The organism is Herbiconiux sp. VKM Ac-2851 (genome assembly GCF_013205105.1).
Classification (GTDB): Bacteria; Actinomycetota; Actinomycetes; order Actinomycetales; family Microbacteriaceae; genus Herbiconiux; species Herbiconiux flava.
On sequence record NZ_JABMLJ010000005.1, the window covers coordinates 88,799 to 113,779 of the forward strand.

At 63.3% G+C, this 24,981-nt stretch carries 29 protein-coding genes; 17 read left to right on the plus strand and 12 right to left on the minus strand.

Annotation, left to right across the window (positions count from 1 at the left end; translation table 11 throughout):
• The first annotated feature begins 129 nt into the window (after positions 1–129).
• Positions 130–369, plus strand: coding sequence for a hypothetical protein (locus HQQ85_RS20400; protein WP_173184632.1), 240 nt, complete (start codon positions 130–132; stop codon positions 367–369).
• 936 nt (positions 370–1,305) lie between these two features.
• Positions 1,306–1,698 (plus strand): ChaB family protein, encoded by a 393-nt coding sequence (locus HQQ85_RS20405; protein ID WP_173184633.1) that lies wholly within the window; start codon positions 1,306–1,308, stop codon positions 1,696–1,698.
• 183 nt (positions 1,699–1,881) lie between these two features.
• Here the strand turns inward: HQQ85_RS20405 and HQQ85_RS20410 are convergent, their stop codons facing one another.
• Together HQQ85_RS20410 and HQQ85_RS20415 are read right to left on the minus strand one after the other, a co-directional pair.
• The gene (locus tag HQQ85_RS20410; protein ID WP_173184634.1) at positions 1,882–2,511 is read right to left on the minus strand and encodes a CDP-alcohol phosphatidyltransferase family protein; all 630 of its coding nucleotides are present in this window, start codon (positions 2,509–2,511) and stop codon (positions 1,882–1,884) included.
• A complete protein-coding gene (locus HQQ85_RS20415; protein ID WP_173184635.1) occupies positions 2,508–2,756 on the minus strand; it encodes a hypothetical protein in 249 nt (82 codons plus the stop codon). The genes HQQ85_RS20410 and HQQ85_RS20415 overlap by 4 nt, the downstream gene beginning before the upstream one ends.
• Before the next feature lie 656 nt (positions 2,757–3,412).
• On the opposite strand from HQQ85_RS20415, the gene HQQ85_RS20420 reads away from it, so the two are divergent.
• On the plus strand, positions 3,413–4,354 hold the full coding sequence (locus tag HQQ85_RS20420; protein WP_254069644.1) for a helix-turn-helix transcriptional regulator: 942 nt from the start codon (positions 3,413–3,415) through the stop codon (positions 4,352–4,354).
• Positions 4,355–4,891: 537 nt separating this feature from the next.
• Here the strand turns inward: HQQ85_RS20420 and HQQ85_RS20425 are convergent.
• The 6 genes from HQQ85_RS20425 to HQQ85_RS20450 form a co-directional block, all read right to left on the minus strand.
• Complete coding sequence (locus tag HQQ85_RS20425; RefSeq protein ID WP_371741984.1) at positions 4,892–5,482, minus strand: M23 family metallopeptidase; 591 nt, start codon at positions 5,480–5,482, stop codon at positions 4,892–4,894.
• 96 nt (positions 5,483–5,578) lie between these two features.
• Positions 5,579–5,971: a hemerythrin domain-containing protein gene (locus HQQ85_RS20430; protein WP_254069631.1), complete on the minus strand. Its 393-nt coding sequence runs from the start codon at positions 5,969–5,971 to the stop codon at positions 5,579–5,581.
• 256 nt (positions 5,972–6,227) lie between these two features.
• Entirely contained in the window at positions 6,228–6,527 is a 300-nt protein-coding gene (locus HQQ85_RS20435) for a hypothetical protein (protein ID WP_173184638.1), read from the minus strand.
• Positions 6,528–6,794: 267 nt separating this feature from the next.
• Positions 6,795–7,427: a DNA-3-methyladenine glycosylase gene (locus tag HQQ85_RS20440; protein ID WP_173184639.1), complete on the minus strand. Its 633-nt coding sequence runs from the start codon at positions 7,425–7,427 to the stop codon at positions 6,795–6,797.
• A complete protein-coding gene (locus tag HQQ85_RS20445; RefSeq protein WP_173184641.1) occupies positions 7,424–9,061 on the minus strand; it encodes a cyclic nucleotide-binding domain-containing thioredoxin-disulfide reductase in 1,638 nt (545 codons plus the stop codon). The genes HQQ85_RS20440 and HQQ85_RS20445 overlap by 4 nt, the downstream gene beginning before the upstream one ends.
• A gap of 69 nt (positions 9,062–9,130) precedes the next feature.
• Positions 9,131–12,397, minus strand: coding sequence for a BTAD domain-containing putative transcriptional regulator (locus HQQ85_RS20450; RefSeq protein ID WP_216851944.1), 3,267 nt, complete (start codon positions 12,395–12,397; stop codon positions 9,131–9,133).
• A 132-nt stretch (positions 12,398–12,529) separates the two neighbouring features.
• Between HQQ85_RS20450 and HQQ85_RS20455 the strand changes: the two genes are divergently transcribed.
• The 9 genes from HQQ85_RS20455 to HQQ85_RS20495 all read left to right on the plus strand — a co-directional run bounded on the left by HQQ85_RS20455 (position 12,530) and on the right by HQQ85_RS20495 (position 19,685).
• Complete coding sequence (locus tag HQQ85_RS20455; RefSeq protein WP_173184642.1) at positions 12,530–13,294, plus strand: tetratricopeptide repeat protein; 765 nt, start codon at positions 12,530–12,532, stop codon at positions 13,292–13,294.
• Positions 13,295–13,343: 49 nt separating this feature from the next.
• The gene (locus HQQ85_RS20460; protein WP_173184643.1) at positions 13,344–13,913 is read left to right on the plus strand and encodes a TetR/AcrR family transcriptional regulator; all 570 of its coding nucleotides are present in this window, start codon (positions 13,344–13,346) and stop codon (positions 13,911–13,913) included.
• Positions 13,914–14,000: 87 nt separating this feature from the next.
• Positions 14,001–14,864, plus strand: coding sequence for an alpha/beta fold hydrolase (locus HQQ85_RS20465; protein ID WP_173184644.1), 864 nt, complete (start codon positions 14,001–14,003; stop codon positions 14,862–14,864).
• Between the two features lie 148 nt (positions 14,865–15,012).
• Positions 15,013–15,768, plus strand: coding sequence for an alpha/beta fold hydrolase (locus HQQ85_RS20470; protein ID WP_173184645.1), 756 nt, complete (start codon positions 15,013–15,015; stop codon positions 15,766–15,768).
• 17 nt (positions 15,769–15,785) lie between these two features.
• Entirely contained in the window at positions 15,786–16,052 is a 267-nt protein-coding gene (locus HQQ85_RS20475) for a hypothetical protein (protein ID WP_173184646.1), read from the plus strand.
• A 20-nt stretch (positions 16,053–16,072) separates the two neighbouring features.
• Positions 16,073–16,921 carry an alpha/beta hydrolase gene (locus HQQ85_RS20480; RefSeq protein ID WP_216851945.1) on the plus strand — a complete coding sequence of 283 codons (849 nt, stop codon included), beginning with the start codon at positions 16,073–16,075 and terminating at the stop codon, positions 16,919–16,921.
• A gap of 189 nt (positions 16,922–17,110) precedes the next feature.
• Entirely contained in the window at positions 17,111–17,806 is a 696-nt protein-coding gene (locus tag HQQ85_RS20485) for a pyridoxamine 5'-phosphate oxidase family protein (RefSeq protein ID WP_173184647.1), read from the plus strand.
• Positions 17,799–18,830, plus strand: coding sequence for a hypothetical protein (locus HQQ85_RS20490; RefSeq protein WP_173184648.1), 1,032 nt, complete (start codon positions 17,799–17,801; stop codon positions 18,828–18,830). The genes HQQ85_RS20485 and HQQ85_RS20490 overlap by 8 nt, the downstream gene beginning before the upstream one ends.
• Positions 18,831–19,127: 297 nt before the next feature.
• Positions 19,128–19,685 carry a recombinase family protein gene (locus HQQ85_RS20495; RefSeq protein WP_173184650.1) on the plus strand — a complete coding sequence of 186 codons (558 nt, stop codon included), beginning with the start codon at positions 19,128–19,130 and terminating at the stop codon, positions 19,683–19,685.
• Between the two features lie 345 nt (positions 19,686–20,030).
• Here HQQ85_RS20495 and HQQ85_RS20500 read toward each other — a convergent pair whose 3' ends face one another.
• From HQQ85_RS20500 to HQQ85_RS20510, 3 genes are all read right to left on the minus strand, one after another.
• On the minus strand, positions 20,031–20,282 hold the full coding sequence (locus HQQ85_RS20500; protein WP_173184652.1) for a sigma factor: 252 nt from the start codon (positions 20,280–20,282) through the stop codon (positions 20,031–20,033).
• 141 nt (positions 20,283–20,423) lie between these two features.
• Positions 20,424–20,747, minus strand: a complete 324-nt coding sequence (locus tag HQQ85_RS20505) for a hypothetical protein (protein WP_173184654.1) — start codon at positions 20,745–20,747, stop codon at positions 20,424–20,426.
• Positions 20,748–20,835: 88 nt separating this feature from the next.
• On the minus strand, positions 20,836–21,153 hold the full coding sequence (locus HQQ85_RS20510; RefSeq protein WP_173184656.1) for a hypothetical protein: 318 nt from the start codon (positions 21,151–21,153) through the stop codon (positions 20,836–20,838).
• A gap of 498 nt (positions 21,154–21,651) precedes the next feature.
• On the opposite strand from HQQ85_RS20510, the gene HQQ85_RS20515 reads away from it, so the two are divergent.
• Positions 21,652–22,071: a PRC-barrel domain-containing protein gene (locus HQQ85_RS20515; protein ID WP_173184658.1), complete on the plus strand. Its 420-nt coding sequence runs from the start codon at positions 21,652–21,654 to the stop codon at positions 22,069–22,071.
• Positions 22,072–22,076: 5 nt separating this feature from the next.
• Here the strand turns inward: HQQ85_RS20515 and HQQ85_RS20520 are convergent, their stop codons facing one another.
• The gene (locus tag HQQ85_RS20520; protein ID WP_254069632.1) at positions 22,077–22,490 is read right to left on the minus strand and encodes an ATP-dependent DNA ligase; all 414 of its coding nucleotides are present in this window, start codon (positions 22,488–22,490) and stop codon (positions 22,077–22,079) included.
• Between the two features lie 263 nt (positions 22,491–22,753).
• Between HQQ85_RS20520 and HQQ85_RS20525 the strand changes: the two genes are divergently transcribed.
• The 4 genes from HQQ85_RS20525 to HQQ85_RS20535 all read left to right on the plus strand — a co-directional run bounded on the left by HQQ85_RS20525 (position 22,754) and on the right by HQQ85_RS20535 (position 24,526).
• Complete coding sequence (locus HQQ85_RS20525; protein ID WP_173184659.1) at positions 22,754–23,005, plus strand: hypothetical protein; 252 nt, start codon at positions 22,754–22,756, stop codon at positions 23,003–23,005.
• 415 nt (positions 23,006–23,420) lie between these two features.
• Positions 23,421–23,687, plus strand: a complete 267-nt coding sequence (locus HQQ85_RS20530) for a hypothetical protein (protein ID WP_173184661.1) — start codon at positions 23,421–23,423, stop codon at positions 23,685–23,687.
• A 27-nt stretch (positions 23,688–23,714) separates the two neighbouring features.
• A complete protein-coding gene (locus HQQ85_RS21420) occupies positions 23,715–23,837 on the plus strand; it encodes a hypothetical protein (protein ID WP_256430746.1) in 123 nt (40 codons plus the stop codon).
• A 212-nt stretch (positions 23,838–24,049) separates the two neighbouring features.
• Positions 24,050–24,526 (plus strand): hypothetical protein, encoded by a 477-nt coding sequence (locus tag HQQ85_RS20535; RefSeq protein WP_173184663.1) that lies wholly within the window; start codon positions 24,050–24,052, stop codon positions 24,524–24,526.
• The last annotated feature ends 455 nt before the right edge of the window (positions 24,527–24,981 follow it).

A 24,981-nucleotide genomic window follows, 5' to 3' on the forward strand; every position in this document is an offset into this window, starting at 1 on the left:
AGGTTTGCCGCCAGCACGCTCCGATTGATAGAGAATCGCCCCGCCTTTAGCGGCTACGGCGGGCAATGTAAAGTCCCTTCCTCACGTACAGCGGTGGGCGCAGGGTGAAACCGAGAAAGAGGTATCACCATGACCACGTCCTCCAACAATGCAGTGGAAGTCATCGAGATCGCATCCTCAGGCTGGCGTCTCCGCGACCGCTCTCGTCAAGAATCCGACTCTCGCGGGCTCCTCGGGTTCGTCGAGGCCGACGGAAACGGCTTCGACGCAGTCTGGCTCACCCCGGCTATCACCCACGAGCACTTTGACACGCTCGAAGCTGCCCTCCAAACCGCCAGCTCGCTCTGCAACCAACAGTCTCAGCGGTGAACCGTGACCGTGACTAAAGCGGGTGTTCAACTACTCCCATGTGACAAGCAGCCATCATCCAGCGACTACCGGGTCATGCTCCTCGGAAGCGGGGTCCTCGGAACCGTCGAAATACTGGATCACGTTCCGCTGACTCGCGACGGCCAACCACAATCCAAATTGAAGCGGCGGTTCGAAACCGCCGTCGGCCCCAAGTACATGTTTTGGAGCGCCGACGGCCCATTTGTGGACAACGAACAGAGTTACCGGCCAAGCGGAACCCGCTACATTACCGAAAGCAGCCCGGTCGACGCCCATGAGTTGTCTCCGACCGGCTGAGGATCATGGACCCGGTAACCAGTACTGAGGTTGAATCCGCGACGGTGCGGCGTGCCTTTACGCTACAGCAGCGACAAACTTGGCGCCGCCCGTGCCAGCACACCTCGTGCGCACGAACGACAACGCTTCACGCCAGTACCGCGGCTGGTCACCCCGGTTACTGTTCCGCGCAATGCGCCGCGAAAGCACGGACGGACCGTTGATATGACAGCTTCTTCCGATTCGACAGCGTTGCGGAAGTCCGTCACGTCCATCCGACGACACGTGTGTCGAGCCCCGCCCCGATTCCGGGACCGGTCATAAGGTCCGCAGCAACGACAGTGAAGGAGGACGGCAAGAGTGAGGACGGTCGCCGTGACCCAACTGACCCACCCGTGTTGCATATGAGAGAACAACACCCTCATCGACGCAGCCCTCCTGCGAGACTTCGACGAGGACATCACCAGTCAAACCAATATCGCCCGCGCCTCGTCCTCTGCCGCAACCGGCGAGACCGTTGAGCAGACTTCCAGATGCGCGACCTAACCCCACCAGCAAGCCCGCCAGGACCCAATAAACGAGCTCAAGCTCAAACCCGCCTGCGCGACGCGCGCCTCACCTTGAACGAAGGAATTCACGATGCCCGGTTCCGAAGAAATACCCTCCACAATCGAACGTTCCCCCGAACACGCCCAGGCGATCTGGACGAAAGCGCACGACTCCGCCGTCGAAAGCTACGGCGAAGGCGAACGAGCGCACCGCACCGCGTTCGCTGCGCTCAAGCACGACTATGAGAAAGTTGGCGATCACTGGGAGAAAAAGGGTCGGCCCGGACCATCCGATGAGCGCGCCGCCCGTGCAGGCAGGGGCGAGGGCGAGACCGCGGAAGGGGTGGACGCGAACGCATCAAAGACTCACTTACTTGATATCGCGAAGCGACTCAACATCTCCGGTCGCTCCAGGATGAGTAAAGCGGAACTGGTCGACTCGATCAAGAAAGCTAACCGCCGCGCGACGGCCCCAAGCCGATGAGCAAACGCTACTCAGCCGTGTGCGATGGACCCACCGGCTGAACGGCGGACTTGAAAGTTAGAGCGACCCGTCCGGCAACGTCATGTGCTCGGGGCGCGTGTTCGTCGAAGTGCTGCATCGCGTCCCCGTACCGTTCGAGATCATCGGGCGCACTATCAACTGCGAGAGGTGCATTGGTGTCGGTCATCGTCGTAGCTCCTGCCCTGCGGTGGGACGTCCGTCGGGGTGCGCATCGGTCTGGTTCTGGATTGTGCCGGCCAGGATACGCATCACATAGGCGCCATCTGCGGCTGCGTGCAAAAGCACACCAACCCCCAGCACGCAGAGTGCGGCGGTGCGCAGCAGCACATTGTTTGGGTCGATCGCGGCTGCCGCCAGCACGGCCGGCAGCCCGACCATGAGCAAGGCTGTGCGAATGCGTCCCATCCAGCTGACCGGCAGCACACCCGTTCTCTTCAGCACGATCGTGGCCCCGAGGAGGACATCCGCAGCGACGACCACGACGGCCATCCACAACGGCAACAGACCAGCAATCACCATCGCGGTCGCGACCACGATCTGGCTGACCCGGTCCGCGACAGGATCAAGAACCCGGCCGACGTCACTGACCTGCTGGAACCGGCGCGCTATCCACCCGTCGATCCAATCCGTCGCTCCCAGCACGATCAGAACGATCAACGCCCACAACGGGGACTGCACGACGAGAAGCAGAATGACGAACAGAGGCGCAAACACGATCAGACGCAACACCGTCACGATATTTGGCACCGTCACCCACCGGCCGCCCGGCCAAACCGATTGGGCGGCACTCATCGTCTTGCTTCGGTGCTGCCGCTTGGGAGGCCAGCAGAGAAGTTCCTTTGTCGTTCAAGAATCCCCTCGAACTCTTCGATCGCCATTTCCGCGGTGATCTCTCCGCGATCAAGTCGCTTGACGGTTGCCATATACGTCATCCGTTCCGCAGCCAGCCCGTTCTCGGTGTGTCCGATGGTCTCGGCAAGCAGCAAAGCAGCACGAGCTCGAACGTCGCGCGCCTCAGCACTCCACTGTGTAGTCACGTAACCCTCCCTAATCCCCACACACCTCGCCCCGGGCAGAAGAGAAAGGGGCTTCCATTGGGTCGGAAAAGCGGCTAGGTAACCACATCGATGCGAGAGCAGCTCACAGATCTTGACTTCTCAACCGTGTATCCAACCAGCGTTATCCGCATCCAAATTGCGCATTGGTTACCGCGGCCCAACCTCCGTTCTCATCTCTCCGACAGATGATGGAGGGCGCGCCATCGTTCTAGCAGCGGGCGCGGGAGCGTCATGCGAGTCCTGATCCGGATCCACCACGAGCACATCGTGTTGATCGACCCTGCGGTCGTGCAACGTGTCCGAGACGAGATAGTGGCCGCAGCTAGAGCCGGTGGCGCCCTCGTGCGGATTGGTCCCGAAGGGGCACCCGAGATGCTCATCACCGCGGCGACCGCTGTCCGAATCGAGCCGCTCCCAGATGAGCCTGACGCTGATACCGACTCGGCTTTACCGGGGTCCGCTTTTATCGATCTAGATTCGTTCACGATGGAGGAAGTCGCTTAGAGCAACCCCACGCGCTTCACATCGCATCGGCGATCGGTTCACGCGGTGAGGCTTTTCGTTCCATCGTCAACCCGTTTGCAGCACAGTGCGTCGGTCGTAGCGTTGCACTACAGCTTGGATCGGGAGTGCTTATGGCGTTGATTGCGCAGCAGTTCCGCACTACCGACCCCGAACGGGCCGAATCAGCACTGGGCCAGATCTACCCCGACTTCAGGTTCCAGGAACCCAGCCGGGCAGAAGCGTTCCACTACGGCCAAACAGTCATTGGTGACGACACGGCCACTCTGGCCATCACCGACTTCGGCGGCACCATGACAGCCACCGCGGAACTGGAAAATGCGTTCGCTGTCGTAATCGTTGAATCGGGCCGGTTCGGTGTGTGGAGTGGGGCCGAGGGGACCGATCCAGGCCGCCCCGGCCTTGCCCGGCCAGGAGAAGTCAGCTCGCTGCTGGATCACGCCAGCATCGTGATGGCGAACTTCACCGAGAACGCCCTGAAACACACGCTGCGCGCCTATCACGGCGTCGATCGGGTCGACCTTACGTACCCTCATCTCACTCCGCTCAACCCGGCCATGGACCGGCTGTGGGTGGAGACTCTGAACTTCGTTCGGAACACCATCCTCACCGGGGGTGTCGCACAGAACGACAGCATCCGCACAAGCGCGTTCCGCACCCTCAGCCTCGTCGCTGTCGAAGCATTTGGTATCCAGACCACAATTCCCACACCGCCGGGGACCGGGGCTGGCGCGGCGACTGTGCGCCGCGCTCAGGTCTTCATGGATGAAAACGCAGCACAGGCAATCACGATCGAGGACATCGCAGCCGCTGTGTTTGTCTCTGTTCGGGGCTTGCAGGTCTCATTCCGGCGCATCCTTGGGATCACCCCTTTGGACTATCTCCGCCGGGTTCGCCTGAACTATGCGCGGGCAGAACTGCTCTCCACAAACCCAAACGTGACGTCTGTGAGAGAAGTCGCGTTGCACTGGGGATTCGGGCATCTTGGCCGCTTCGCTGCCACGTATCAGGCGGCCTACGGCGAGCTACCGAGCCACACCCTGCAAAGCATGTGAGACGCGTCAGCTCCTAACCAGAACCATGAAACTCATCGAGAACCAGACAGCAAGGTCAACGGCGTCCTCACAGAAGCGATCGGAGCCGTGGCGCATCTCATCAGGTTCCGGAAAGATCGCCCTCAGGCGACGTCGTCAGGATTCGTTCACCGTAAGCCTCGGCGCGAAAACGTGTCCTCACGGCGGCTTATTGCACGAAAGGCCGGCTATAACGCAAGGGAATTTCCGCAGCGCGACCACGATCTGTCGCGCAACCTCTCCATCTCGTATCCGTAGGGTTCCGAGACGTCATGCCCGTCCGTCTAGGGCGCCCGTGCGGGCGAATAAATCGAACGAGATAAACGGGTACTCCAGGAATGACGGCCCCCGGCAGCTGCGCGAGCCGCATCGTGTGCAGTAGGCGACCAGCTTACGGGCATCCGAGTCCTCGTCATGGGTAAGCCGGCCGCCGAGTTCGGCATGTGCTTAAACAGCGGTTGAAGACTTCAAGAGGTCGTCCTGACAATTTAGGGGCCCACCGCCCTTTCGCGAGCGAGATCAGCGCTGGAGAGCAGCGGTGACGACCTGTCCGTTTCGTGGCAGTGTCCCCCGGAAAGCGATCTGCACAGCCTTGGCGCTGTCTAGATTTCGATTGTCGACAGCCTGGACATGGACGTGCGGCTCGGTGCTATTGCCAGAGTTCCCGCACCGACCCAGCACGTCCCCTACCTGCACCCACTGTCCTGTCCGGACCGTGAGACTACCTTGCTGGAGATGGCACAGCGCGATCACAATGCCGGCGTTCTCGATCAGGACATGATTACCGGCGAGTGCTACCCACCCGGCTTCCGCTCGACGCCGTTGAGTCAGTGCGTAGCCGATCGAAGGGACGCCGCGGTACGCAGGATGATCCGGCTCCACGCCATGTGCACCAATGACGATCCCGTGAACGGGTGACAGCAGGGCGCGCCCGAAGCCGGGGAACCGTCCTGGGGGTTCGGGTCGCGTCAGAGTGCGCGCCGTGACAGGCGCCGTGCGGCCCTGCGCGTCGACGGGAACGAAGTCGATGGCGTACGACGATGCGAATGACACTGTGCCATGGCTGGGGACCCTGTTGGCAGGGCTGTTCTGCACGAGCCAGCGGCCCACGAAGGGGTATTCCAAATCGATCAAATCACGTCACGCACCCCAGCACTTGAATGCGAGAGCAGCGCATAGAGGCCCAGCAAGAACGAGCCCGCGGGTTCACAGCGGTCCCAACACGTCACGGACCGCGTCGTGCAGCTCGAGGTCGTCGAGAACGGTGAGTAATTGCCGTTCCTCGTAGCGAAAGTGGTTCTCCATGATGGCCGCCAGTCCCCCTAAGTGACGATCGAGTTCCGCTGCGGACGCGGTCCTGTCCACTGCATCTTGAAGACCGCTAAGCAGGTTACCGATCATCGAATGGTCCTGCTCGAGCGCACGCAACACAGGCACCAAATGCGGGTGCGCTTTCTCGATCGCAGGGAACAGCGCGCGGTCTTCGCCTCGATGGTGACCATCGAGCGCTAAGCAGAAACCGTGGCAGTAAATCAGGAAGTCACGGCTTGCCCGCTCTGCGGATCCGCCACTCGGTGCGGCCTCGCGAGTGACGCGCAAAGCATCGCGGATGCGCTGGTGCGCAGTTCGGCGCTCCAGGCGTTGAGCCTGGTCGTGTCGCGCTCAGTCACGCGGCGATGCGAGCATCAGCAATCCTTCGGTTCGGCGCCTCCATGCCTGACACGGACTGCCACCAGCACGCGACGCTGCAACGATCCTAGCCAGACACGCCTATGACCGCCAGACATACCGGAAGCCCACCGGATCAGGTCATTGGCGCCCGCTGAGGTTTGGCCATCGTGCATTCCGGATGGGATTAGCGCTTTCTCTTTGAGCGTCGATCCAGCGTGTCCCTTATGAGCAATGTTGTGTCGTCAGGGCGTTTCGGTGACTGTTCGACGAGTCTCGCTAAGGGCGAGACCGCGATAAGGACCAGCCCAAGGGTGAGCAGCACCTCGGCCAGGATGCTGGCGATTGTGAACGCGGTACCTGCGAGCAAATCAGGACCGACGAGACTGTTGGCGATCTCTAACCCGAACAGCCTGGCCACGATTCCAACAACACTGAAAATCAGTCCGGCAATGAACATCTGCTTTGAAGTCAGTTTCGGGGGCATGGTGGACGATCCCTTCTTGGCGCCATTCACTCAACGCTAACTTCGACACGCGACAATCACCACAGCGGACCAGCACGTTGCCCGCTGGGGATCCCTCAGCGGGCACTGGGATTGTCGCGTCGGCCGACCCTAGTACGATCGGGGGTCGCGGCCCACTTCGCCTCTGCTACCGCAGACATCCGTGGCGACTACCGGCCCCTCAGCACCCGCTCTACGTCAGGGGCGAATCTCCGCTCCTCGACTGGCGGGACACCCTGACTCTGATCTTTACGGCGTCTTCAGAAATTGCCAGAGAAGTGCTGCTGCGTAGGTGCGTTGAGGCGCCCAAGCCTCAGCGCGTTCCCTCACTGCCGCAATGGTGGGTGTCTGGTCAAGGAAGTACGCGCGCTGCACGGCGATGCGGATGCCCAGATCGCCCGCAGGTAGTACGTCGGGGCGCTTCAGCTGGTGGATGAGAAACATCTCGGCGCTCCACGGGCCAACTCCCTTCACCTGTGTCAGCGCGACGATCGCTTCTTCGTCGGTTAGGGCGGTGAGTATCGAGAGATTAAGGTCGCCCGAGTGCACTCGTGTCGCGAGGTCGAGGAGGTAGCCTGCTTTGGCGTGCGAGGTGCCGAGCGCTCTCAACTCGTCAGGGTTCATCCGGAGGAGACGTTCGGCGGTCGGGGTGCCACCAAGGGTGTGCGAGAGGCGGTCATAGAGGATGATCGCCACTTTCACTGAGATTTGCTGGGCGAGGATATGAAGGACCATGCCGGCGAACGGGTGGGCTGTTGTGCGGCCGTCGTCGGGGAATTCGAATGGGTCGGGTTCGCCTACTCGAAGCACGAGCTCTGCTAGAACGGGGTCTGCGGATGCGAGTGCCGAGTAGGCGGTATCGTCCGGCCTGCGGGTGGTCATCGTGCCATCTCACGTTCTGTCGCAAGCAGCGCATGGACTGAGGAGACGGCGCTCGCGCCCTCGCCGACGGCAGATGCCACCCGTTTCATCGACCCTGCTCGCACGTCACCTACAGCGAAGACCCGTCGGTCGCTTGTCTGGAAGGGCAGCGTCTCGTCATGGCCGGAGCGGTGAGGGAGTCGAGTGTCGGTGAGGATGAAGCCGGACTCGTCACGAGCGAGATCGGTAAGCCACTCGGTGTCCGGTACCGCGCCGACGAGGCAGAAAACGATCCGGCTCTCTCGGGTCTTGGTCGAGCCGTTTCTGCTTCGGATCACAACGGCTGCGAGCGAGTCCAAGCCGCACAGCCCGACAACTTCGGCTTCGACCCACACCGTGATGAGCTCGTGGGCATTGATGCGTCGGGCCAAGTACTGGGACATTCTTGTCTCCAGGGCGGACGCCCGAACAACCAGGTCGACTCGAGAACCTTTCGACGCCAGAAACAGGGCGGCTTGACCCGCAGAGTTTGCACCTCCCACGACTGTCACGGGTTGCGAGTGGCAGTCACGGGCGTCGAGCTCGGTCGCGGAATACCGGATCTGCGTTCGTCGCTCGAAGTGATCCCGCCGGGGAACGTCGAGACGGCGGTACTGGGCTCCGGTTGCGACGATCGCGGCACGGGCTCGGAGGGTCGTGCCATCAGCGAGAGTCACTGTCCGCCCGGCCGCTCCTGGTGGGGATGCGGTGATTCCTACGATCTGGCATGGGCTGTAGAGCTGTGCGCCAAATTTCAGCGCCTGAAGGGCGGCGTTCTGGGCGAGATCGCTACCACTCACTCCCCCTGGGAAGCCGAGGTAGTTCTCGATCTTCGAGCTGGTTGCTGCTTGACCACCAGCGCCGGAGGCGTCGAACAAGACCGTGACCAGTCCCTCGGACGCCGCGTACACGGCTGCGGCGAGCCCGGCGGGGCCGGCTCCGATGACGACGAGGTCGACGTCATGGTCGCCGGGTGAATAGGTGAGGCCTATCGCGGAGGCGAGATCATGTGGCGTGGCGTGCTTCAGCATCCGGTCGGTGACGATTGCAACGGGGAGGTCGGAGATCGTCAGGCCCCGCTCTGCCATGAGTGCCTGTCCGGCGATGGAGTCAGCGTCAACCGTGGTGTGGGCGAGTTGGTGGCGTGCGGCGAAGGTTCTCAAAGCCCGGTGGTCGGCGCAGTCGGACACTCCGACTATCTGTGCCACGCTGCTGACCAGTTCGATGATGGCCTGACGGCGCCGGCCAAACTCTCGGACCAGGATGTCGGCGACATCCGACTGTTCACTCAAGGCCCTGCGGAAGTTGGCCGCGTCGATCCGCACGGCGGTGCCGGGCTCATCGACGCGTAGCGTGAGGAAGACGCTCTGTCCGGTGAGCATTCCGAGTTCGCCGGTGAAGTCGCCTGCGCTTCGCGTGGAAATGACCCGTTCGGTATCGGTGCCGGTGGCGTCGCAAACCACATCGATCGAGCAGGACTCCACCAGGAAGAGGTCGTAGCGATGGTCGCCACTTCGGGAGAGGACTTGGCCCGGACTGACATGTTCGCGCACGCCGTACACGGCGAGGCGACCGAACTGATCCGGGGTCAATCGGTCGTGAGCGTCTCGATTCATGACCCCGAAACTACGAGGGTGCTGTGCACACCAAGTGGAGAGCTAGTGGATTAACGCACCCTCAGCGGTCTAGCTGCGCAGTTCGACGAGGAATCGCTCGGCGCGGTCGGCGAAGAGGTGAGCCTCGCGCTGTCGGGCCAGCGCCTGTGCGCGTTCGGCCTCACGGATGGCGGACCGGTCGTCGCCCCCGGCTTGAGCGAGTTCGGCGCGGACGAGTATGAGGAGGGCCTCAGCGGATCGTTGCCCATGAAGGTCGAGTGTGCCATCGGCACGATCGAGCGCGGCCGCGGCCGCGGCGAGCGAGCCGGCGGCCAAGTGCATCTCTGCAAGGAGAGCGAGCCATGTTGAGACGCAGGTGCGTGCGGGGCTGGTCAGGTTGCTACGGATGAGCCGGTCGGCTTCGTGGGCAGCGCCTGCCGGATCGAGTCCGGTCAGTGCTTGCCCCCACCAGCGGGCCAGCCTGAGGTAGGTGCCGAGGGAGACGAACGAGAATTCGGGATCGGCGGCGATGCCGCGATCGGCCGCTCGAAGGGCTCCGAGTGCGTCGCCTGCCACGGCGGCAGTTCTGGCCTCGAAGGAGGTGGCAACAGTGAGCGCATAGGGGTCGCGACCGGCCGCTGTGCGGAGGGTTGCGAACAGGTCATCGGCGCGCGACAGGTCTCCGTGGTAGCCGGCAATCTCGGCGAACATGCCAGCGGCCATCAGCTGCACACCGTCATGGACCGGGTCGTTTTCATTCGGATCGATTTGCGGCACCAGGGCTGCGCTGATGGCGTCCAGGCGCCGGAAGGATTCGCCGACCTCGCCGACGCACCACCGATGGATGCCGGCCGCGGTCGCGCCGTAGGTGCAAACGACGGGATCGGCAGATGTCGAGGAGAGCCGGTCGAGCTGATCGGCAAGCATCGTGCTCTGGTCGAGTTGGAGTCCTTGGCCCAGGGCGGTCCACCGCGAGAACAGGAATCCGGTGGCCGCGCGTTCGTCTCCCAGGCCTCGGGCCACGTCTTCGGCCCGCTTGAGCAGGCTGACGGAGTCGATGCCGTACATCGATCTCATGCCTACGACGGCGATCAGTTGTGAGAGAGCGGCGAGCTCAAACTCGGGCAGCGACGACTTGCGCGCCAGGTCGACCGCCGACCCAAGGTGGCGTTCTGCGGCCTGCAACGATGTCTTGGCGGTGGCCCTGGAGCCTGCACCGATCAGTGCCGAGATGGTTCGGGTGGGATCAGTGACTGGGCCGGCTGCCCACAGATGGTGGGCCAGCCGCTCGGGACCGGACTCGTCGCTCAGTGCCCCTGCCTCGATCGCGTCGGCGATGCAGCCGTGGATCGTCGCGCCGCGACCTGGCGAGACTCCCTCCGACACTGCCTGACGAACGAGGTCGTGTGTGTATCGGTAGGAGAAGGGATCGTCGGCGGCTGGGCCTATCAGACCGAGTTCGCGCACGGGCTCGAGGCGCTCGAGGCAGGTGCCGACGTCGAGGGACGCTGCACGGGCCAGGAGCAGCAGCTCGACAGAGCGCCCGATCAGCGCCGCCACCTCGAGCAGGGCGATCGTGTCGCTGCCTAGTGTGGCGAGCCGATCGCGTACGACGTCGCGGACGGTGAGTGGAACACCGCTCGAGGCCACTGCCTCGGTGCTGCCGACGCCCTGCGGGCCGAGCAATCGCGCGAGTTCCTGAACAAAGAAGGGATTGCCCGCGGTGCGCTGATGGATAACGGTGATGACACCGGCCGGAGGGGTAACGCCGGTCTCGCTGTGCACGAGCTCGCCAACCTCCGCCGCGCTGAGCGGGCCGACAGATACCCTCCGGTGTCCGGACGTTCGGCTCATCGTCGCCAGGGTCCGGGTCAGCTCAAGGCTGGCGGCAAAGCCCCGGTCTCGCATTGCAGCGACTACCGCGACGCCGGCGGGAAGGCGGGCGACGACGGAGTCGAGCAACTGTAATGAGCTCGCTTCCGCCCACTGGATGTCGTCAAGGACGAGCACCACGGGTCGGTCGACCGCGGATTCGGCGATCACGTCGACCATCTGCTCGAGCAGACGGAATCGGGCGTTTCCATCGGAATTGGCCGGAGTCTCGTCGCGGTGAGCGCCCACGAAGTGTCCCAGGTCGCGCGAGAGCCAGTGCTCGCTCCGGGCAGTGGGAAGCGCCTCAAGCAAACCCGTCGCGACCTGGACCCACGGCCACATCGTCGGCGCATCGTCACCTTGGAGGCAGTGACCCCAGATGACCAGGGCGCCGCGGGACTCCGCATCCTGCGCCAGCGATTCCATGATGCGGCTCTTACCCACGCCGGGCTCACCTTCAAGCAGAATGACTGCCTTCCCGCCATCCAGCGCGGGTTCCAGAGCGCGGCTCAGAGCGGCGAGTTCCTCGGATCGGCCGACGAGGCGGGGCCCTGGATTGCCGGAGATGATCCTCGTCGCGTTGCCGTCGGCGGCCGACATACCGTCGAGAGCCTCTGGGAATGACGAAGTGGCTGCGCCCGACGTGGGCGTTGTCGCAGGCAGGTTGACTGACGGCTGGGCAAGCACACCCTGGCGCGCCGATCGTAGAGCGGTACCGGGGTCGATGCCGAGCTCCTCAGCCAGTCGCCGGCGCACGGCTTCGAACACGTCGAAGGCTTCGGCCTGCCGTCCGACCCGACCGAGGAGGGTCACGAGGCTGGCCTGTACCGGCTCGTGCAAGGGTGCCATCGCAGCCGCCCGCTGCAGGGCGGGTAGAGCGCGAGCCGGTTCGCCGAGCGCAGCGGCGATCGCGGCCGCCTCGACGCACGCCTCGAAGAACTCGTCGTTCAGAGCGGAGAAGATCGGTGTCGCGTCGAGGCTCTGCGCCCACCCGCCACCGGCCGGTCCGCTCCACAGGGCGACGGCGTCGAGCAGGCAGGCGAGGGCTGCCGGGGCATCTCCGCCGGCGAGTTCGGTTCGCGCGCGGGTGGCGAGCTGCCGGAAATGGGTGAGATCGAGAATGTCGGGCCCGATCGTGCAGACGTATCCGCGCGCGCGCTTGAGCAAGAAGATGCCGGGCTCGCGGGGAGGCAGTTCGGGTTGCAGGATGCGGCGGATTGCTCCGATGTACTTATGCAGCACGTTCAGTGCACTCGCCGGCGCGTTTTCGCCCCAGATCAAATCGATGAGTTCGTCGGCCCCAGTCGGGCGGCCTTCCCGAGCGAGCAGCAACCCGAGAAGGTAGGCCTGCTGACGTGGGCCCGCGCTCAGCTCGGTGTCACCCTGCCATAGCCGGAGGGGTCCGAGCACTTGGAGGCGCAGGTTGCCGCTCACCGCTTCGGGCTCCAGGTCGTCGGCGCTTTCCGCGACGAGCTCCATGGTCATCTACGACTCCCTCTATGGGGCCGGCCCAGTCGAATGTCACCCTCATTGGGTGTGCGCTGGCATGGTGTCAAGGTACACTCTAGAGCCTGGAGCACCACTCCAGCCAGTGTAATTTTGTTGAGTGGAGGGGTGATGACCGACGCGAACACCCTTCGCACGGCGTTCCGCCAGGGCGACAGCGCTGCAGTCAAGGAGGTGGCCACTCTCCAAATTGAGGAGGCGCGCCGGCTCGGTGACACCGCCGGAGAGGTGGAAGGGCTCTACGCCCTAGCCCGGGTGGCGCTCCGCGATCAGGATCTCCCGGTCGCCGGCGACATTGCACAAGAAGCTCTTGCGGTCGCCCAGCAGACGGGTGATCGCCGCTTGGAAGAGAGACCTCTCCACGTGCTGGCCGCCGTCGCCCGGCTGTCTGGCGATCACGCGACAGCGACCGTGCTGTACGAGGCGAGCATCGACCTCAACCGCGCCCTCGGCAACGAGGTCAACGTGCACACCGAGAGCCACAACCTCGCCTTGAGTGAGTTGCAACTGGGACATATTGATCGTGCCCGTGAGCTGATGGCCGCAAGCATCAATCGGGTGCGTCAAGGACACCTCGAGGACTTTGTGCCCTACCTCGGTATCGCCGGAGCCGCTTTAGCTCTGACGGATGGTGATCTGCGCCGCACGGCACGCCTGATCGGGTTCGCTGACCAGGCCTTCGCGGGCATCGGTCAGGTACCCGACCCGGATGACGCCAGCGAACTGGCGGCGCTGCGGCGCCGCGTCGTCGCCGAGATCGGGGCGACAGCGGTGCAGACTGAACTCGCTACGGGCGCATCCTGGTCGCTCGCCGAGGCCTTCGGCGGCACCTGGCCCCGCGCATCCGGACCGATGCAGGAAGACGACGATGCCTGAGCAGACCGAGCAGACCGCGGTCCAGAACCGGCGCGACGAGTACGCGGAGATGACCCGCCGCGACGTCACCGCCGCCGCCCGCAAGCTGTTCGCCGAGCACGGCTACGAACAAACCACGGTCGCCATGATCGCCCGCGAGGCGCGAGTCTCGCCTGCCACGGTTTATGCGCAGTGCGGCGGGAAAGAGGGTCTTCTCAGCACCCTGATGGACATGTGGACGACGAGTCCGACGGTCGGCCGCATCATTAGCGACGCCGCGGAAGGGCTCACCGGCCGCGACAAGCTGCGCATCCTCGCCGACGGTTACGTCGCCCACGCGGCCGAGGCCGGCGACATCATGCGGATCGTCGAGAGAGCCGCAGCCAGCTCGACTCCAGCAGAAGAGTTCATGGAGATCGCCGACAGCAGGCACACCGAGGCGCTCGAGATCATCACGAAGGGCATCGCGGATGTCGGCGAGCTCGCCGACGGGCTCTCCGTGACCGACGCGGCCAAGATCGTCTACTTCCACTTCCGGAATCCCCAGCTGGTGCTCGCTTCCGAGACCTTCGGGTGGGGCATCGACCGGGCGCAACGGTGGCTCCTGGAGCGTGTCGAAGCCGCCATTCTGAAGCCGTGACGATGCGCGTCAACTGATCGTCAACAAGGCGTCTTTACGCTCGGAATGAGCACGAAGCATCCGAGAACCTGGGTTGGGGGCGCAGACATGATCCCCATTCACCATCGGTACGCCGTCATCGGCGGGCACCGGGTGTTCTACCGCGAGGCCGGCTCACGCGACCGCCCCACGGTGGTGCTCCTGCACGGTTTCCCGACCAGCTCGACGATGTTCCGGGGCATCCTGCCGCTGCTCGCGGAGCGGTGGCACGTGGTCGCGCCCGACCTGCTCGGGTTCGGACTCTCGGACACTCCGACGCTGGAAGAGTTCCCATACTCGTTCGATTCGCTGACCGACGTCACCGCCGGCCTGCTCACGGAGATCGGTATCGAGCGTTACGCACTGTTTGTGCACGACTACGGAGCACCGATCGGCTGGCGCCTCGCACTGCGCGACCCGGATGCTGTGAGGGCGATCGTGAGCCAAAGCGGCAACGCCTACAACGAGGGATTCCAGCCCGAATTTTTTGTTCCAATGCGCGCCTACTGGCAGAACCCCGACTTGGGCACCGAGCAGGTCGTCCGTGACACGCTCTCCCTCGAAGTCATCCGCTGGATGTATCTGTCCGGAGCACCTGACGAAACACTCATCGATCCCTCGCTTTGGGTGCACGATGACGATCTTCTCGCCCGCCCAGGCAACGACCTGGTGCAGCTCACGCTCTTTGGCGACTACGCCACCAACCTGGCGCTGTACCCGGCGGTACAGCGATATTTCCGCACCACCCAGGTGCCGCTGCTCGCGGTCTGGGGACGCAACGATCCCGTCTTCGGGCCCGCCGGCGCACTCGCTTTCGCCACAGATCTGCCTGACGCCGAGGTGCATCTTCTCGACGGTGGGCATTTCCTGCTCGAGACCGCTCTCGACGATGTCGCCTCTCTCGTAACGAACTTCTTCAACAAACACCTCTGAAATCCTCGGTGCGGGAGTGCACAGATCGGTCACTCGCCGTCAACCGGCCCTGTCTAGCGTCTGACGTATCAGCCATCACCTCCCGATGGACGAGTGTCATCCGGCACATCTTCGTCACCGCCCGGCGGTCCATTGAAAGAAGATCACTATGTCGAACACCCCCACGGTCGTCCTCGTCCACGGCGCATTCGCCGACGCCTCGAGTTACGCACCTGTCGTCCGTCGCCTCCTCGACGACGGCGTCACGGTCGTCGCGCCGCCATCGGGGAACCGGAGTCTCGCTTCCGATGCCGGCTACGTCGCCTCCGTCGTCCGCCAGATCGACGGCCCGGTGCTGCTCGTCGGTCACTCTTATGGCGGTGCGATCGTGACCGTGGCCGGCAACGAACCCAACGTGGTCGGTCTGGTCTACCTCGCCGCGTACGTGCTGGCCGAAGGCGAGAGCCTGGGCGAGCTGCAAAACCGTTTCGCCCCCTCGCCCCTCGGACAGGCCCTGGTCTACACGCCGTACCCGATCGAGGGCTCCTCCGAGCCAGGCATCGACGTGTCGGTCGATATCGCCCAATTCCCGGCGATCTTCGCCGCCGAGGTCGACCCGGCACTCACCACGGTGCTTGCGGTGTCGCAGCGACCGCTGGCCGCAGCCGCCTTCGGCGAGCCGGCCGTCGGCGCACCCGCCTGGGCCGAGAAGCCCGCGTGGGGCATCGTCGCCTCCGCCGACCAGGCCATCAACCCCGACGTTCAGCGCTTCGGCTACGAGCGCGCCGGAGCCTCCGTCATCGAGGTCGATTCCTCCCACCTCGTCATGCACGCCCACCCCGACGCGGTTGTGGCCGTCATCCGCGACGCACTCACCTCCGTGACCGCTGCGCAGAACGAGCCCGTCGGCTCGTCGGCGCTGTAGAACTGCCGGAGACGGAGATGACTGTGCAGCTCTCGGCCTACACCGAGATCGCAGAACGAGACCTCCCCCAGCTGCTCGCAGAGCTACGCGGATCGGGCATCGTCACCCTTCAGCCCGGCGTCGAACAGGACGTTCCTCAACTTGTCTCCGAGCTCATCGCTTCCGGACTCGTCCTGCTGGACACCACCCCGGGCATCCGGGCAGTACCCGAGCCCGACCCGACCCCCCACCACGACGTGGTCACGCACATCAGCCTGATGGCGTGGCAGCGGATCAAATTGTGAACACCACACGACAGAACGGAATGACCATGACCCTCTCAACCCCAGAACTCGACGAGATCACCGCGGCGAACAACTCCGGCAAGACGCCGGTCGTGTTCGTGCATGGACTCTGGCTGCTCTCCAGCAGCTGGCAGGCCTGGCGCGACCTCTTCGAAGAACAGGGCTACGCGACGCTGGCGCCCAGTTGGCCCGATGACCCCGAGACGGTCGAGCAGGCGAAAGCCGACCCTGACGCGTTCGCGGGCAAGATGGTGAAGGAAGTCACGGAGCACTACGCCGAGGCGATCGACGCCCTCGACCAGGCCCCCGTCGTCATCGGCCACAGCTTCGGCGGCCTCATCGCGCAGAAGCTCGCCGGCGAATCAAAGAACGCCGTGACCGTCGCAATCGACCCGGCCCAATTCAAGGGCGTGACCGCGCTCCCCCCGGCAGCACTCAAAGCGGCGGCACCCGCCCTGCTGCGGTTCAACCACACCAGGCATGGCGTGACGCTCACCTGGGAGCAGTTCGCATTCAGTTGGTCCAACGCTCTCAGCGAAGAGGAAGGCCGCGCCCTCTACGAGGAGTTCCACGTGCCGGCGTCGAGTGTGCCGATCTTTCAGGCCGCGACCGCCAATTTCAACCCATTTGCGGAGACGAAGGTGGTCACGGACAACCACGGCCGCGGACCGCTGCTGCTGATCTCGGGTAGCGACGACAACACGGTGCCGCAGGCCGTCGTGGAGAACGAGTACCGCATCCAGAAGAAGAACGTCGGCGAGACCGAGCTGGCGATCCTCCCGAATCGTGGGCACTCGCTCATCATCGACTCGGGATGGCGAGAGGTTGCCGATACAGCCCTCGCATTCGTACGGAAATTCGCACCTTGATGTGAAGTAACCGTCATCCTGGGGGTTCCGTAACAGTTGCGGAACCCCCAGGCACACGAGGCCGCTACGACCTGAACTGTCAGTTCCATGCGTCGCAGGGTGAGTCGATCGCCACCAGGTATCCCGACCCAACATCCATTACCGGCCCGCATGCAAGCATCGGGTTGACCGAATTGCAGAGGTGAACCCATGAGCCGCCAATACGGATGCATCGCATTCACAGACACCGTCTCCGCGGAACAAGAGAGCTACGGCAGCGCCGAATTCTATGGCCGAGGAAAGGCGGATTGCGAAGATCCAGCACCCGAAACCCTGGGGGACCGGGAAAAGCACTTCCTTGAAAGCCGCGATTCGTTCTACCTAGCCTCTGTCGGAGAAACCGGGTGGCCCTACGTGCAGTTCCGAGGCGGACCAGCAGGGTTCATCAGGGTGAATAACGGGCACTCACTGGCCTGGGCCGACTATCGAGGCAACCTTCAACACATCACAACCGGCAACCTCCGCACCAATGACCGAATCGCAATCATCGCGATGGACTACCCAAGAAGACGCCGATTGAAGATCTACGGAACAGCACAGGTGACTCGCTACGACGAGAACCCTGCCCTAGTCGAAAGGCTGGTGCATCCAGATGACACCGAGGCCGTAGCCGAACGGGCAATCATCGTCACAGTGAACGCATTCGACTGGAACTGCCCCCAACACATCACACCCCGATACACCGCGGACGAAATCGGAGATGCCACCGAAGCTCTGCGGTCCCGCGTGTCCACGCTGGAGCGGAAGAACGCACAACTCCGCCGACAGCTGTCCGTCATGGACGCGACCGGCGCTGCCGCAGGTTCACCACTTCTCAGTGGCCGGATGGAGGCGTCGAATGACTGAAGAAACGGCCGCCTCACGTGCTCGTCAAGGACGAGCTGTGCAACGGATTCCGCTGAACACTTTCGCCATCGCCTTTGGCCTGGCGGGACTCGCCACCATCTGGACGACAGCCGCTCACCTGCTCGGCACCTCCGAGGTGATCGGACAGGTGCTCTGGGCTGCAGTGCTCGTTTCCTGGGTGTGGTTGATCGTCGCGCACCTCCGCCGCGGCGCGAAGAGTGCCGAGACCCTGGCACAGCAGCTGCGACACCCCGCTCAAGGACCGATCGCGGCTCTGGTACCGGTCGTCGGGATGCTTCTCGGGGCGGACCTCTACCGGTTCCTCCCCGTTCCGGGCGAGATCCTCGTCGTGCTCTCGATCGGAGCAGCCGCAGTGTTCGCCGCGTGGATCCTCGCCTTCTGGCACACTGGCAACCTCAGCCCAGAAGCCTTCCACGGCGGCTACCTGCTGCCCACCGTCGCGGCCGGGCTCATTGCGGCCACGACCTCATCCAAAGTGGGACTGCCGCTGCTGGCGATCGGATGCTTCGCCGTTGGCATCTTCTTCTGGATCGTCATCTCAACCGTTCTGCTAGCAAGGCTCGCCTTCTTCGCCCCCCTGCCGGCAGCACTCACCCCGACATGTGCAATCCTGCTGGCCCCGCCGGCCGTCGCAGGAGCAGCCTGGTTCACCATCAACGGCGAACACCCCGATCTCATATCGACAGCCCTGTTGGGCCTGCTCGTGATCATGGCGCTGCAACAGGTGGCGCTGATTCCGCGCTACCGCACGCTACCGTTCTCTCTCGGGTTCTGGTCATTCACCTTCCCGCTCGCTGCCGCCGGCGGCTACGGAATGGAATGGCTGTCCATCGCAGAATTCCAAGGTTGGCAATACCTTGCCTGGTTTCTCGTGGCACTCGTGACCGTGGTGGTGATCCTCATCGGTATCCGGTCCCTCGTGCTCGTCACAAGCGTCAGTCGCGGAGTGCAGCGAGCAGAGAGCGTGCTTCGCCGTGCCGACAACGCGGTCGAACGGAAGTAGACAATTTGTCGCCGTTCGACCAGCTCGCCGGCACAGCAGCCACTTCGACCAACACGCCACCCCATGGCAAAGTGTTCAAATTCACGCTCAGGCGGATGTTGCACCCCTCGGCGTGCGGCAGGGCCTTGCTGCCGGGATGCGGCGTCACTGAAGAGGTCTCAAATGACGTCATGTCGTGTACACGTACGAACGTTTGCGAGACGGTCGACGCCCTTCGATCCGAGAACGGCGTGTCGTGTCTCATGACTCGTGTTCGCAATCTACGTAAAGCGAGCGGCGTTCGCGTTACAGTGAGGCATGGTAACGATCGGTTACGCGCGCGTCTCGACCCGGGATCAGAATCCCGACGGACAGACCGACGTGCTCGAGTCTGCTGGCTGCGACAAAATCTTCGTCGAACACGCATCGGGCACACTCGCTAAGCGACCGGCCCTGACGGATGCGCTGGCGTATCTGCGCGACGGGGACACGCTCGTCGTGACGAAGCTTGACCGGCTTGGCCGTTCGGTTCGGAACCTGAAGCAGGTGGCCGACGAGCTGCAGCAGCGCAGCATCGGATTGAAGGCCTTGTCGCAGGGCATTGATACGACCACTCCTGGGGGTCGGCTGTTCTTCCATATGCTCGCGGCGATCGCGGAGTTCGAGCATGACCTCATCGTTGAACGTACTCACGACGGTCTGGCCGCAGCCCGAGCTCGAGGTCGAAAAGGCGGGCCGAAATTCAAGATGACTCCGAACAAGATCCGGCAGGCCCGGTCGATGTATGACAGCGGCAATCACACCGTGCAGGAGATCGCCGACACGTTCGGCGTCTCCCGCCCCACCATCTACCGGCACCTCCAAGACGAGCAGTAGCCAACGACACTTATATAGAGGTACGCGCTCTTGCAGGCTTTAGCCATTGTGCTCAATGCCGTTATTGGATCTCCTACCCGCGCGAACGGCCGAAGGCGAGCCCGGACGGCTGCTTTCCCACCCCCGGAATCTCGGCCACATCACGGCCAGGGATGTATCGGCAGTTCGAGTGCGCAGAACCCAGGCCACCGTCGTCGTGTGGAGTGTCAACCGACTCTGCCGATCCTCATCAATGTCCGGCGGTCAAAGGGCTTCGTGACGCCGGGTTGCATGACTTGTCGGCTGGAGTGGCGCTTCGCCCTATCGCCCCAGACCGGCAGCACACCCCCGGACGATTGATGTGGACTAGGTGGTGGCAGTGTCGTGCACGATGCGGAGGATGAACGTGACCGCGCTCGTCGATCGGCGGGTGAACAGTGGGGCTTGCCGCCAGATCTCAAGGTAGGCGTCTTGGCACAGCTGGGCTGCGGTGTCCGGGTGCATGGCGGCGATGAGTCCGAGGACGTGGGCGGCGGACCGGTCGTAGAGTTCGGAGAACGCAGCCTCGTCGCCGCCGCCTGCCTGTGCCAGAAGCGTCTCCAATAGCAGCGGGGTCATAGGCTTTGTTGATCGCCTCTCGAAGAGAACGTCTTGGATCTCTTTGTGCGTGGGGTCGGTCGGCTCAGTTCCGGCCGCTGGCCCCAGTCGTCGACGACGAGGTGGCCGGGGTGGGTTTGGGGGAACTCGATGGAAGCTGCCTCAGGCCGACAGGCGATTTACTTCGATGATCAGAATGATCAGGAACAGCGCAAACAGTCCTGCTGCCATGACGCCCATCAGCCAGGCGAGGACCAGGTTCTGGGTGCGAGGGTTCCGGGCAAGTAGTCGGGTCAGCAGCATCGCGGCGTAGAGCACCGCCGTCACAATTATTCCGACGACCGGGGTAATGGTCTGGATGCGGAGTGCCACGACAAACAAGACGATTCCAGCCGCGGCGAGGAACGCCCCGAAGAGCAGCCAGCGTGGCCGCGGCAGCACCCGGTCTTCAGCGGTCGAGCTTTGCCGATCAGATGGTGCGGCCATTATCGGGATTCCCCAATCCTTCTCGTGGCGGTCTCGCCGGGACGCGCTGCGGCTGCAGAGCGTTGTGTGATCGATGGGGGCATGCCCGTCACTCCGCGTCGTGTCCTTCGTGAGCGTGCTCCTCTTGGCGGGCGTCGCTGTCCCGGTCGGGTTCTCCTGCATCGGAGAGGTTGTGACTGGTGGACTGTTCAACATCAGCATCAGCGACCTGACCGGGATCGGTGAACGGCTCGAATGGCTTCCCGCTCGAGGGCTGGTCGTCGAGGTGTTCGGTGTATTCGGGGGTGCCATGGACATCGGTCATAACAATCTCCTCAACGATTTCTTCTGCCTGAACAGACAGAAGCCGAGCCAGTTTGGTGGCGACGAGGTCGTGGCCACCGCTCAGGTCGCCCGCGGCAGCCATCCCCGGCAGCCCTGCTATCGGTGCGCGCACTCCGCGAGGGAATGCCTGCGTTATGCCCGAGACCCTACGACCCGTCCGCTAGCTTGGGAGGGGCTTGACACAGGCTGAGGATAGCTTCGGGTCGCAAGCAGGAAGTCGAGATCTGATCAGAGTGCTGGGAAAAGATCCGTTGCGCAACACCACGGTTGGTCCAGTCTGAATGCGGAAGCGCCTGGTATCGAGCGTGTGCTGCCGGCCGTGACGGTCCCCGCCGCGGGGGAGGCGGAAACCGTCCGGCGACCATAGGCCAACACCCTCTGCCGAGGATAGGCGTCCTTCACTGACCATCCGAAACTGGTCACGAATGGAAGCAGGTCGACGCACCCCGTTGTGCCCTGGCAACGGTACGGCGCCTACCCGTCGATGTCACCGCTTGCCGGATGGGACCAGGTTTGATAGGCCAGTACGAACAAACGTCGAGGCTCCAGGGCCTCGCGAGGAAGAGAGAGGACCACGATTATGGGTTCAACTGAATCCCCTACCCTAGTCAAGCTCAGTGAGACCGATCAGCAACTCGCCTCGCCCGAGGAGGACATTCGTGGCCGCCACGTCAAAGACCGCGACGGCCAGGACCTCGGCCGGGCACACGATCTCCTCATCGACGAGGACGCAGGAAAGGTCCGGTTTGTTGAAGTCGCATCCGGCGGGTTCCTTGGCATCGGGCAAGACACCACCTTCATCCCCGTCGACGCGATCACCGCCATCACGACCGATGAGGTGCGCATCAACCAGGACCGCGGGTTCGTCGCCGGCGCCCCCACCTACGATCCCGAAATCGTCACCCAACCCGACTACCTCGTAGGCACTCTGGGGTACTACGGATACGGCCCATTCTGGGCGCCGGGCTACCTCTACCCGAACTACCCCCACTACCGCTGACCTGATCAGCTGAGAGAGCCGGGATATTTGCCGTTGTCAACACTCGTGGCGAGCTTTCCGTCTTCGCCCACCACGATCAGGCCACTGGAACTATCCGAGGACTCGGCAAGCTTGGCCAACCACTCCCGGTTGATCTCCGGGAGGCGGGAACCAAGAAACTTGAAATAGATTGGGATATTCGGCGTCAACCAGATCGCCGCACGGCCATCGCCGATGTTCGGTGAATCCTTCCACGACATCAGGAACGACTCCTGACGCTGGAACTTCTGGATGATCACGATCTGCAGATGAGTGAGGAGCCGGTCCTCGAACTGCACCGTCGTGCCGTCATAAATGAAGGAACCCATGAGCGGGCCCTTCTGATTCAGAGTCTTCAGGAATTCGCATAACGGCCGACCTGCGTGGACCGTGTTCTTCATCCGCACCCTGACTGGTACCCACACCATCCCCGGAAACACACTCCAGCACAACCCATCGCCACCGCCATAAAACTGTGCATCTCACCTGTCAACCGCTGCGACCAACCGTAAGCCAGGCGTAGGGTCACCCTCAACGTCGCAGAGACGACCTCCCTGATCCGTACAGCGCCCAGGAAATGGCATGCACACACCAGGCGTGTGGCCGCCTGGCAACGAATAGCCAGGATGAGGGCGGACGCCGTCTTCGAAAGGAAGGGATACCGATGTCGATGCTGGTCCACATCCACGATGCCGTCTACGTCCTCAACGACACCACCGATATGGATGTGTTCCGCGCCGACATCGAAGCCGCCTCCCGAAACGGCGGATCCTTAGTCACCATCCACCACGACCACCACACCACCGAAGTTCTCGTCACCCCACACAGCCACGTCACAATCGAAGAAACCACAACCACCGCCCACCCGATCAACGAACACCCAACCGACGACTTTATCGACTTCGACAACTACTAGACCGAAGCCCAAGCCGCCAGCACACCGACAAACTCACCCGGGTGCGGTCTCCGGACTAGGCCGCCACCCGGGACGACGATGGTGGTGCCGTAGGGCGGTGTCGTCAAGCCCGACCGGATTGGACCCAGTGGGCGTAGCGTCGCGCAGTAGGAGGATTCATGACAACCACGATGCCCCAGGACACCCAAACACCGGTGCAATAGCGGAAGGGTCAGGTTCGGACCGCAGCACGTCGAGAGAGGGAGAAGAAACAGCATCGGGCGGAAGTGCGGACGATGAGTAACCCACGCCCCGAGCACACCCCTTCACCGGAAGAGGTCGACCCTGACGAGGGAACTGAACCAGACGGCGCGCCAGTAGAGAACCCTTCAGGCACCTGGCCTGCGTCTACCCCCGCACAACACCCAGTGGCCTCATGACGGACACGGGCGGCGACTTCATAGATCACGAGCAAACGAAACCAATTCAGGTGACCGTCGACGGGGACACGTATCGGGTGCAATCCAGCCAGGTTGCATACGACTTGGAGATCATCGCCGACCCCGAAGACACCGTAATCGGCTACATCGCCCGACTCACCACGGATGCGGCCGGATTCGTCCCCGCAGACCAGGCGAACGAAGTGCTACCTGCCGGGAACAGCGAACTCGAAGACGGAATTCGCGCCCTCCTGAACCGATAACGTAAATAACCAGAAAGCAGAGAAGTCATGCCCAAACCCATTACTTGGATCGTCGTAGTCTCCGTCGGAATCACCGGCTACGTGATCGGCACCCGCGTAAAGGCTGCCGAGAACGTCGCCAAGAAAGTCCACAAGAAGATCAAGAGGTAGCCGCGAAAAGGCGTCCATCTAGCTCTCCGACTTGAAGGTCACGCCCCCAAGGTTTCCGAACCCGACGAGACACTCGCATCCCTAGGTGTACTGCCCAGGCAGGTTGGTTGAAGTGTGACGTTTCGCGGTAGTTCTGGACGCGAGGAGGACCTCCGGTCGAGAGTGGAGCTGTCTAGGTTCCCGCATCGACCAGGAGGTCCTCGTGTCTCACGGTGACGCTGACTCGGGTCCGCCCGGCAATTCTTATCTCAACGCTGAGCGCCGCCGCTGCGGGCGTCGGCGCGATCATCGCCCTCTACGGCATGCTCGGCTCCCCTGCCGCAGTCACCACACTTCTCCTCGTCATTTTCGTGGCGGCGCGGGCCTCGATCTCGTTCCTGCGTATGGACCCGCCCGGGTCACCCGTCACGCGGGTCGGGCGTGTACACAAATGTTTGGCGTTCAGCGCATTTGGGTCCGCCATCGCGGCTGCCTTCGTTTCCGCCGGGGCGCTCCATGATGCCGGATTCTCCGTCGAGGCAACCTGGTCAACGATCTTCGCAATCGTCGGCGCCATCGGCGCGGTCGGTCTTCCGATCGAACGCGTCACACGACACCGTGGACTCTTCGGCCTTTTCGAGCTGCTCATCTATCTAGGATTCATCGCCTGGTTCTTACTGATCGGAGTCACCGCGATCAACGCCAGCTGACCAAGCACGGGCCACCCGCGGCGGGTAGAGCCTTCCGAGGAGTGCAGCTTAGGCGAAGTGGCTCCACCGGAAGGCTGTGCCGATGTGGCCGGCTGCGGGTCACTCGAGCACCACCCGGTAGGGATACCTGAGGTCGAGAGCTGCAGAGACTCACTTGTTCGGCCGAGTGCGCGTAACGTCTCCATAACGGATCAGCCCGGCCACATTCGCTAGAACACAGGCATCGAGGAACGCGAATACGTGTTCTGTCGCAAATATTGCGTGCGCGCAAATGGTTTCCTCTTCCGCTGATCGGTAACATCGATTCCTGCCGCCGGCCTCACACCAGTGGCATTCGAACCCAATCCGCGACCCCTCGCCCGACGCGAGCGTGTGTCGTATGGTCCCGAGCTGCGTGCCCGCATCCATGAGGCTGCCACGCCCGTTGCCGCTCCTCGGACCCGGTCGACCTGAAC

Bases quoted from the DNA above. Each gene is read 5' to 3' on its own strand.
- HQQ85_RS20400 (WP_173184632.1), top strand. From the start codon at position 130: ATGACCACGTCCTCCAACAATGCAGTGGAAGTCATCGAGATCGCATCC.
- HQQ85_RS20405 (WP_173184633.1), top strand. From the start codon at position 1,306: ATGCCCGGTTCCGAAGAAATACCCTCCACAATCGAACGTTCCCCCGAA.
- HQQ85_RS20410 (WP_173184634.1), bottom strand. From the start codon at position 2,511: ATGAGTGCCGCCCAATCGGTTTGGCCGGGCGGCCGGTGGGTGACGGTG.
- HQQ85_RS20420 (WP_254069644.1), top strand. From the start codon at position 3,413: ATGGCGTTGATTGCGCAGCAGTTCCGCACTACCGACCCCGAACGGGCC.
- HQQ85_RS20435 (WP_173184638.1), bottom strand. From the start codon at position 6,527: ATGCCCCCGAAACTGACTTCAAAGCAGATGTTCATTGCCGGACTGATT.
- HQQ85_RS20440 (WP_173184639.1), bottom strand. From the start codon at position 7,427: ATGACCACCCGCAGGCCGGACGATACCGCCTACTCGGCACTCGCATCC.
- HQQ85_RS20445 (WP_173184641.1), bottom strand. From the start codon at position 9,061: ATGAATCGAGACGCTCACGACCGATTGACCCCGGATCAGTTCGGTCGC.
- HQQ85_RS20450 (WP_216851944.1), bottom strand. From the start codon at position 12,397: ATGACCATGGAGCTCGTCGCGGAAAGCGCCGACGACCTGGAGCCCGAA.
- HQQ85_RS20455 (WP_173184642.1), top strand. From the start codon at position 12,530: ATGACCGACGCGAACACCCTTCGCACGGCGTTCCGCCAGGGCGACAGC.
- HQQ85_RS20460 (WP_173184643.1), top strand. From the start codon at position 13,344: ATGACCCGCCGCGACGTCACCGCCGCCGCCCGCAAGCTGTTCGCCGAG.
- HQQ85_RS20465 (WP_173184644.1), top strand. From the start codon at position 14,001: ATGATCCCCATTCACCATCGGTACGCCGTCATCGGCGGGCACCGGGTG.
- HQQ85_RS20470 (WP_173184645.1), top strand. From the start codon at position 15,013: ATGTCGAACACCCCCACGGTCGTCCTCGTCCACGGCGCATTCGCCGAC.
- HQQ85_RS20475 (WP_173184646.1), top strand. From the start codon at position 15,786: ATGACTGTGCAGCTCTCGGCCTACACCGAGATCGCAGAACGAGACCTC.
- HQQ85_RS20480 (WP_216851945.1), top strand. From the start codon at position 16,073: ATGACCATGACCCTCTCAACCCCAGAACTCGACGAGATCACCGCGGCG.
- HQQ85_RS20485 (WP_173184647.1), top strand. From the start codon at position 17,111: ATGAGCCGCCAATACGGATGCATCGCATTCACAGACACCGTCTCCGCG.
- HQQ85_RS20490 (WP_173184648.1), top strand. From the start codon at position 17,799: ATGACTGAAGAAACGGCCGCCTCACGTGCTCGTCAAGGACGAGCTGTG.
- HQQ85_RS20495 (WP_173184650.1), top strand. From the start codon at position 19,128: ATGGTAACGATCGGTTACGCGCGCGTCTCGACCCGGGATCAGAATCCC.
- HQQ85_RS20500 (WP_173184652.1), bottom strand. From the start codon at position 20,282: ATGACCCCGCTGCTATTGGAGACGCTTCTGGCACAGGCAGGCGGCGGC.
- HQQ85_RS20505 (WP_173184654.1), bottom strand. From the start codon at position 20,747: ATGGCCGCACCATCTGATCGGCAAAGCTCGACCGCTGAAGACCGGGTG.
- HQQ85_RS20510 (WP_173184656.1), bottom strand. From the start codon at position 21,153: ATGGCTGCCGCGGGCGACCTGAGCGGTGGCCACGACCTCGTCGCCACC.
- HQQ85_RS20515 (WP_173184658.1), top strand. From the start codon at position 21,652: ATGGGTTCAACTGAATCCCCTACCCTAGTCAAGCTCAGTGAGACCGAT.
- HQQ85_RS20520 (WP_254069632.1), bottom strand. From the start codon at position 22,490: ATGAAGAACACGGTCCACGCAGGTCGGCCGTTATGCGAATTCCTGAAG.
- HQQ85_RS20525 (WP_173184659.1), top strand. From the start codon at position 22,754: ATGTCGATGCTGGTCCACATCCACGATGCCGTCTACGTCCTCAACGAC.
- HQQ85_RS20530 (WP_173184661.1), top strand. From the start codon at position 23,421: ATGACGGACACGGGCGGCGACTTCATAGATCACGAGCAAACGAAACCA.
- HQQ85_RS21420 (WP_256430746.1), top strand. From the start codon at position 23,715: ATGCCCAAACCCATTACTTGGATCGTCGTAGTCTCCGTCGGAATCACC.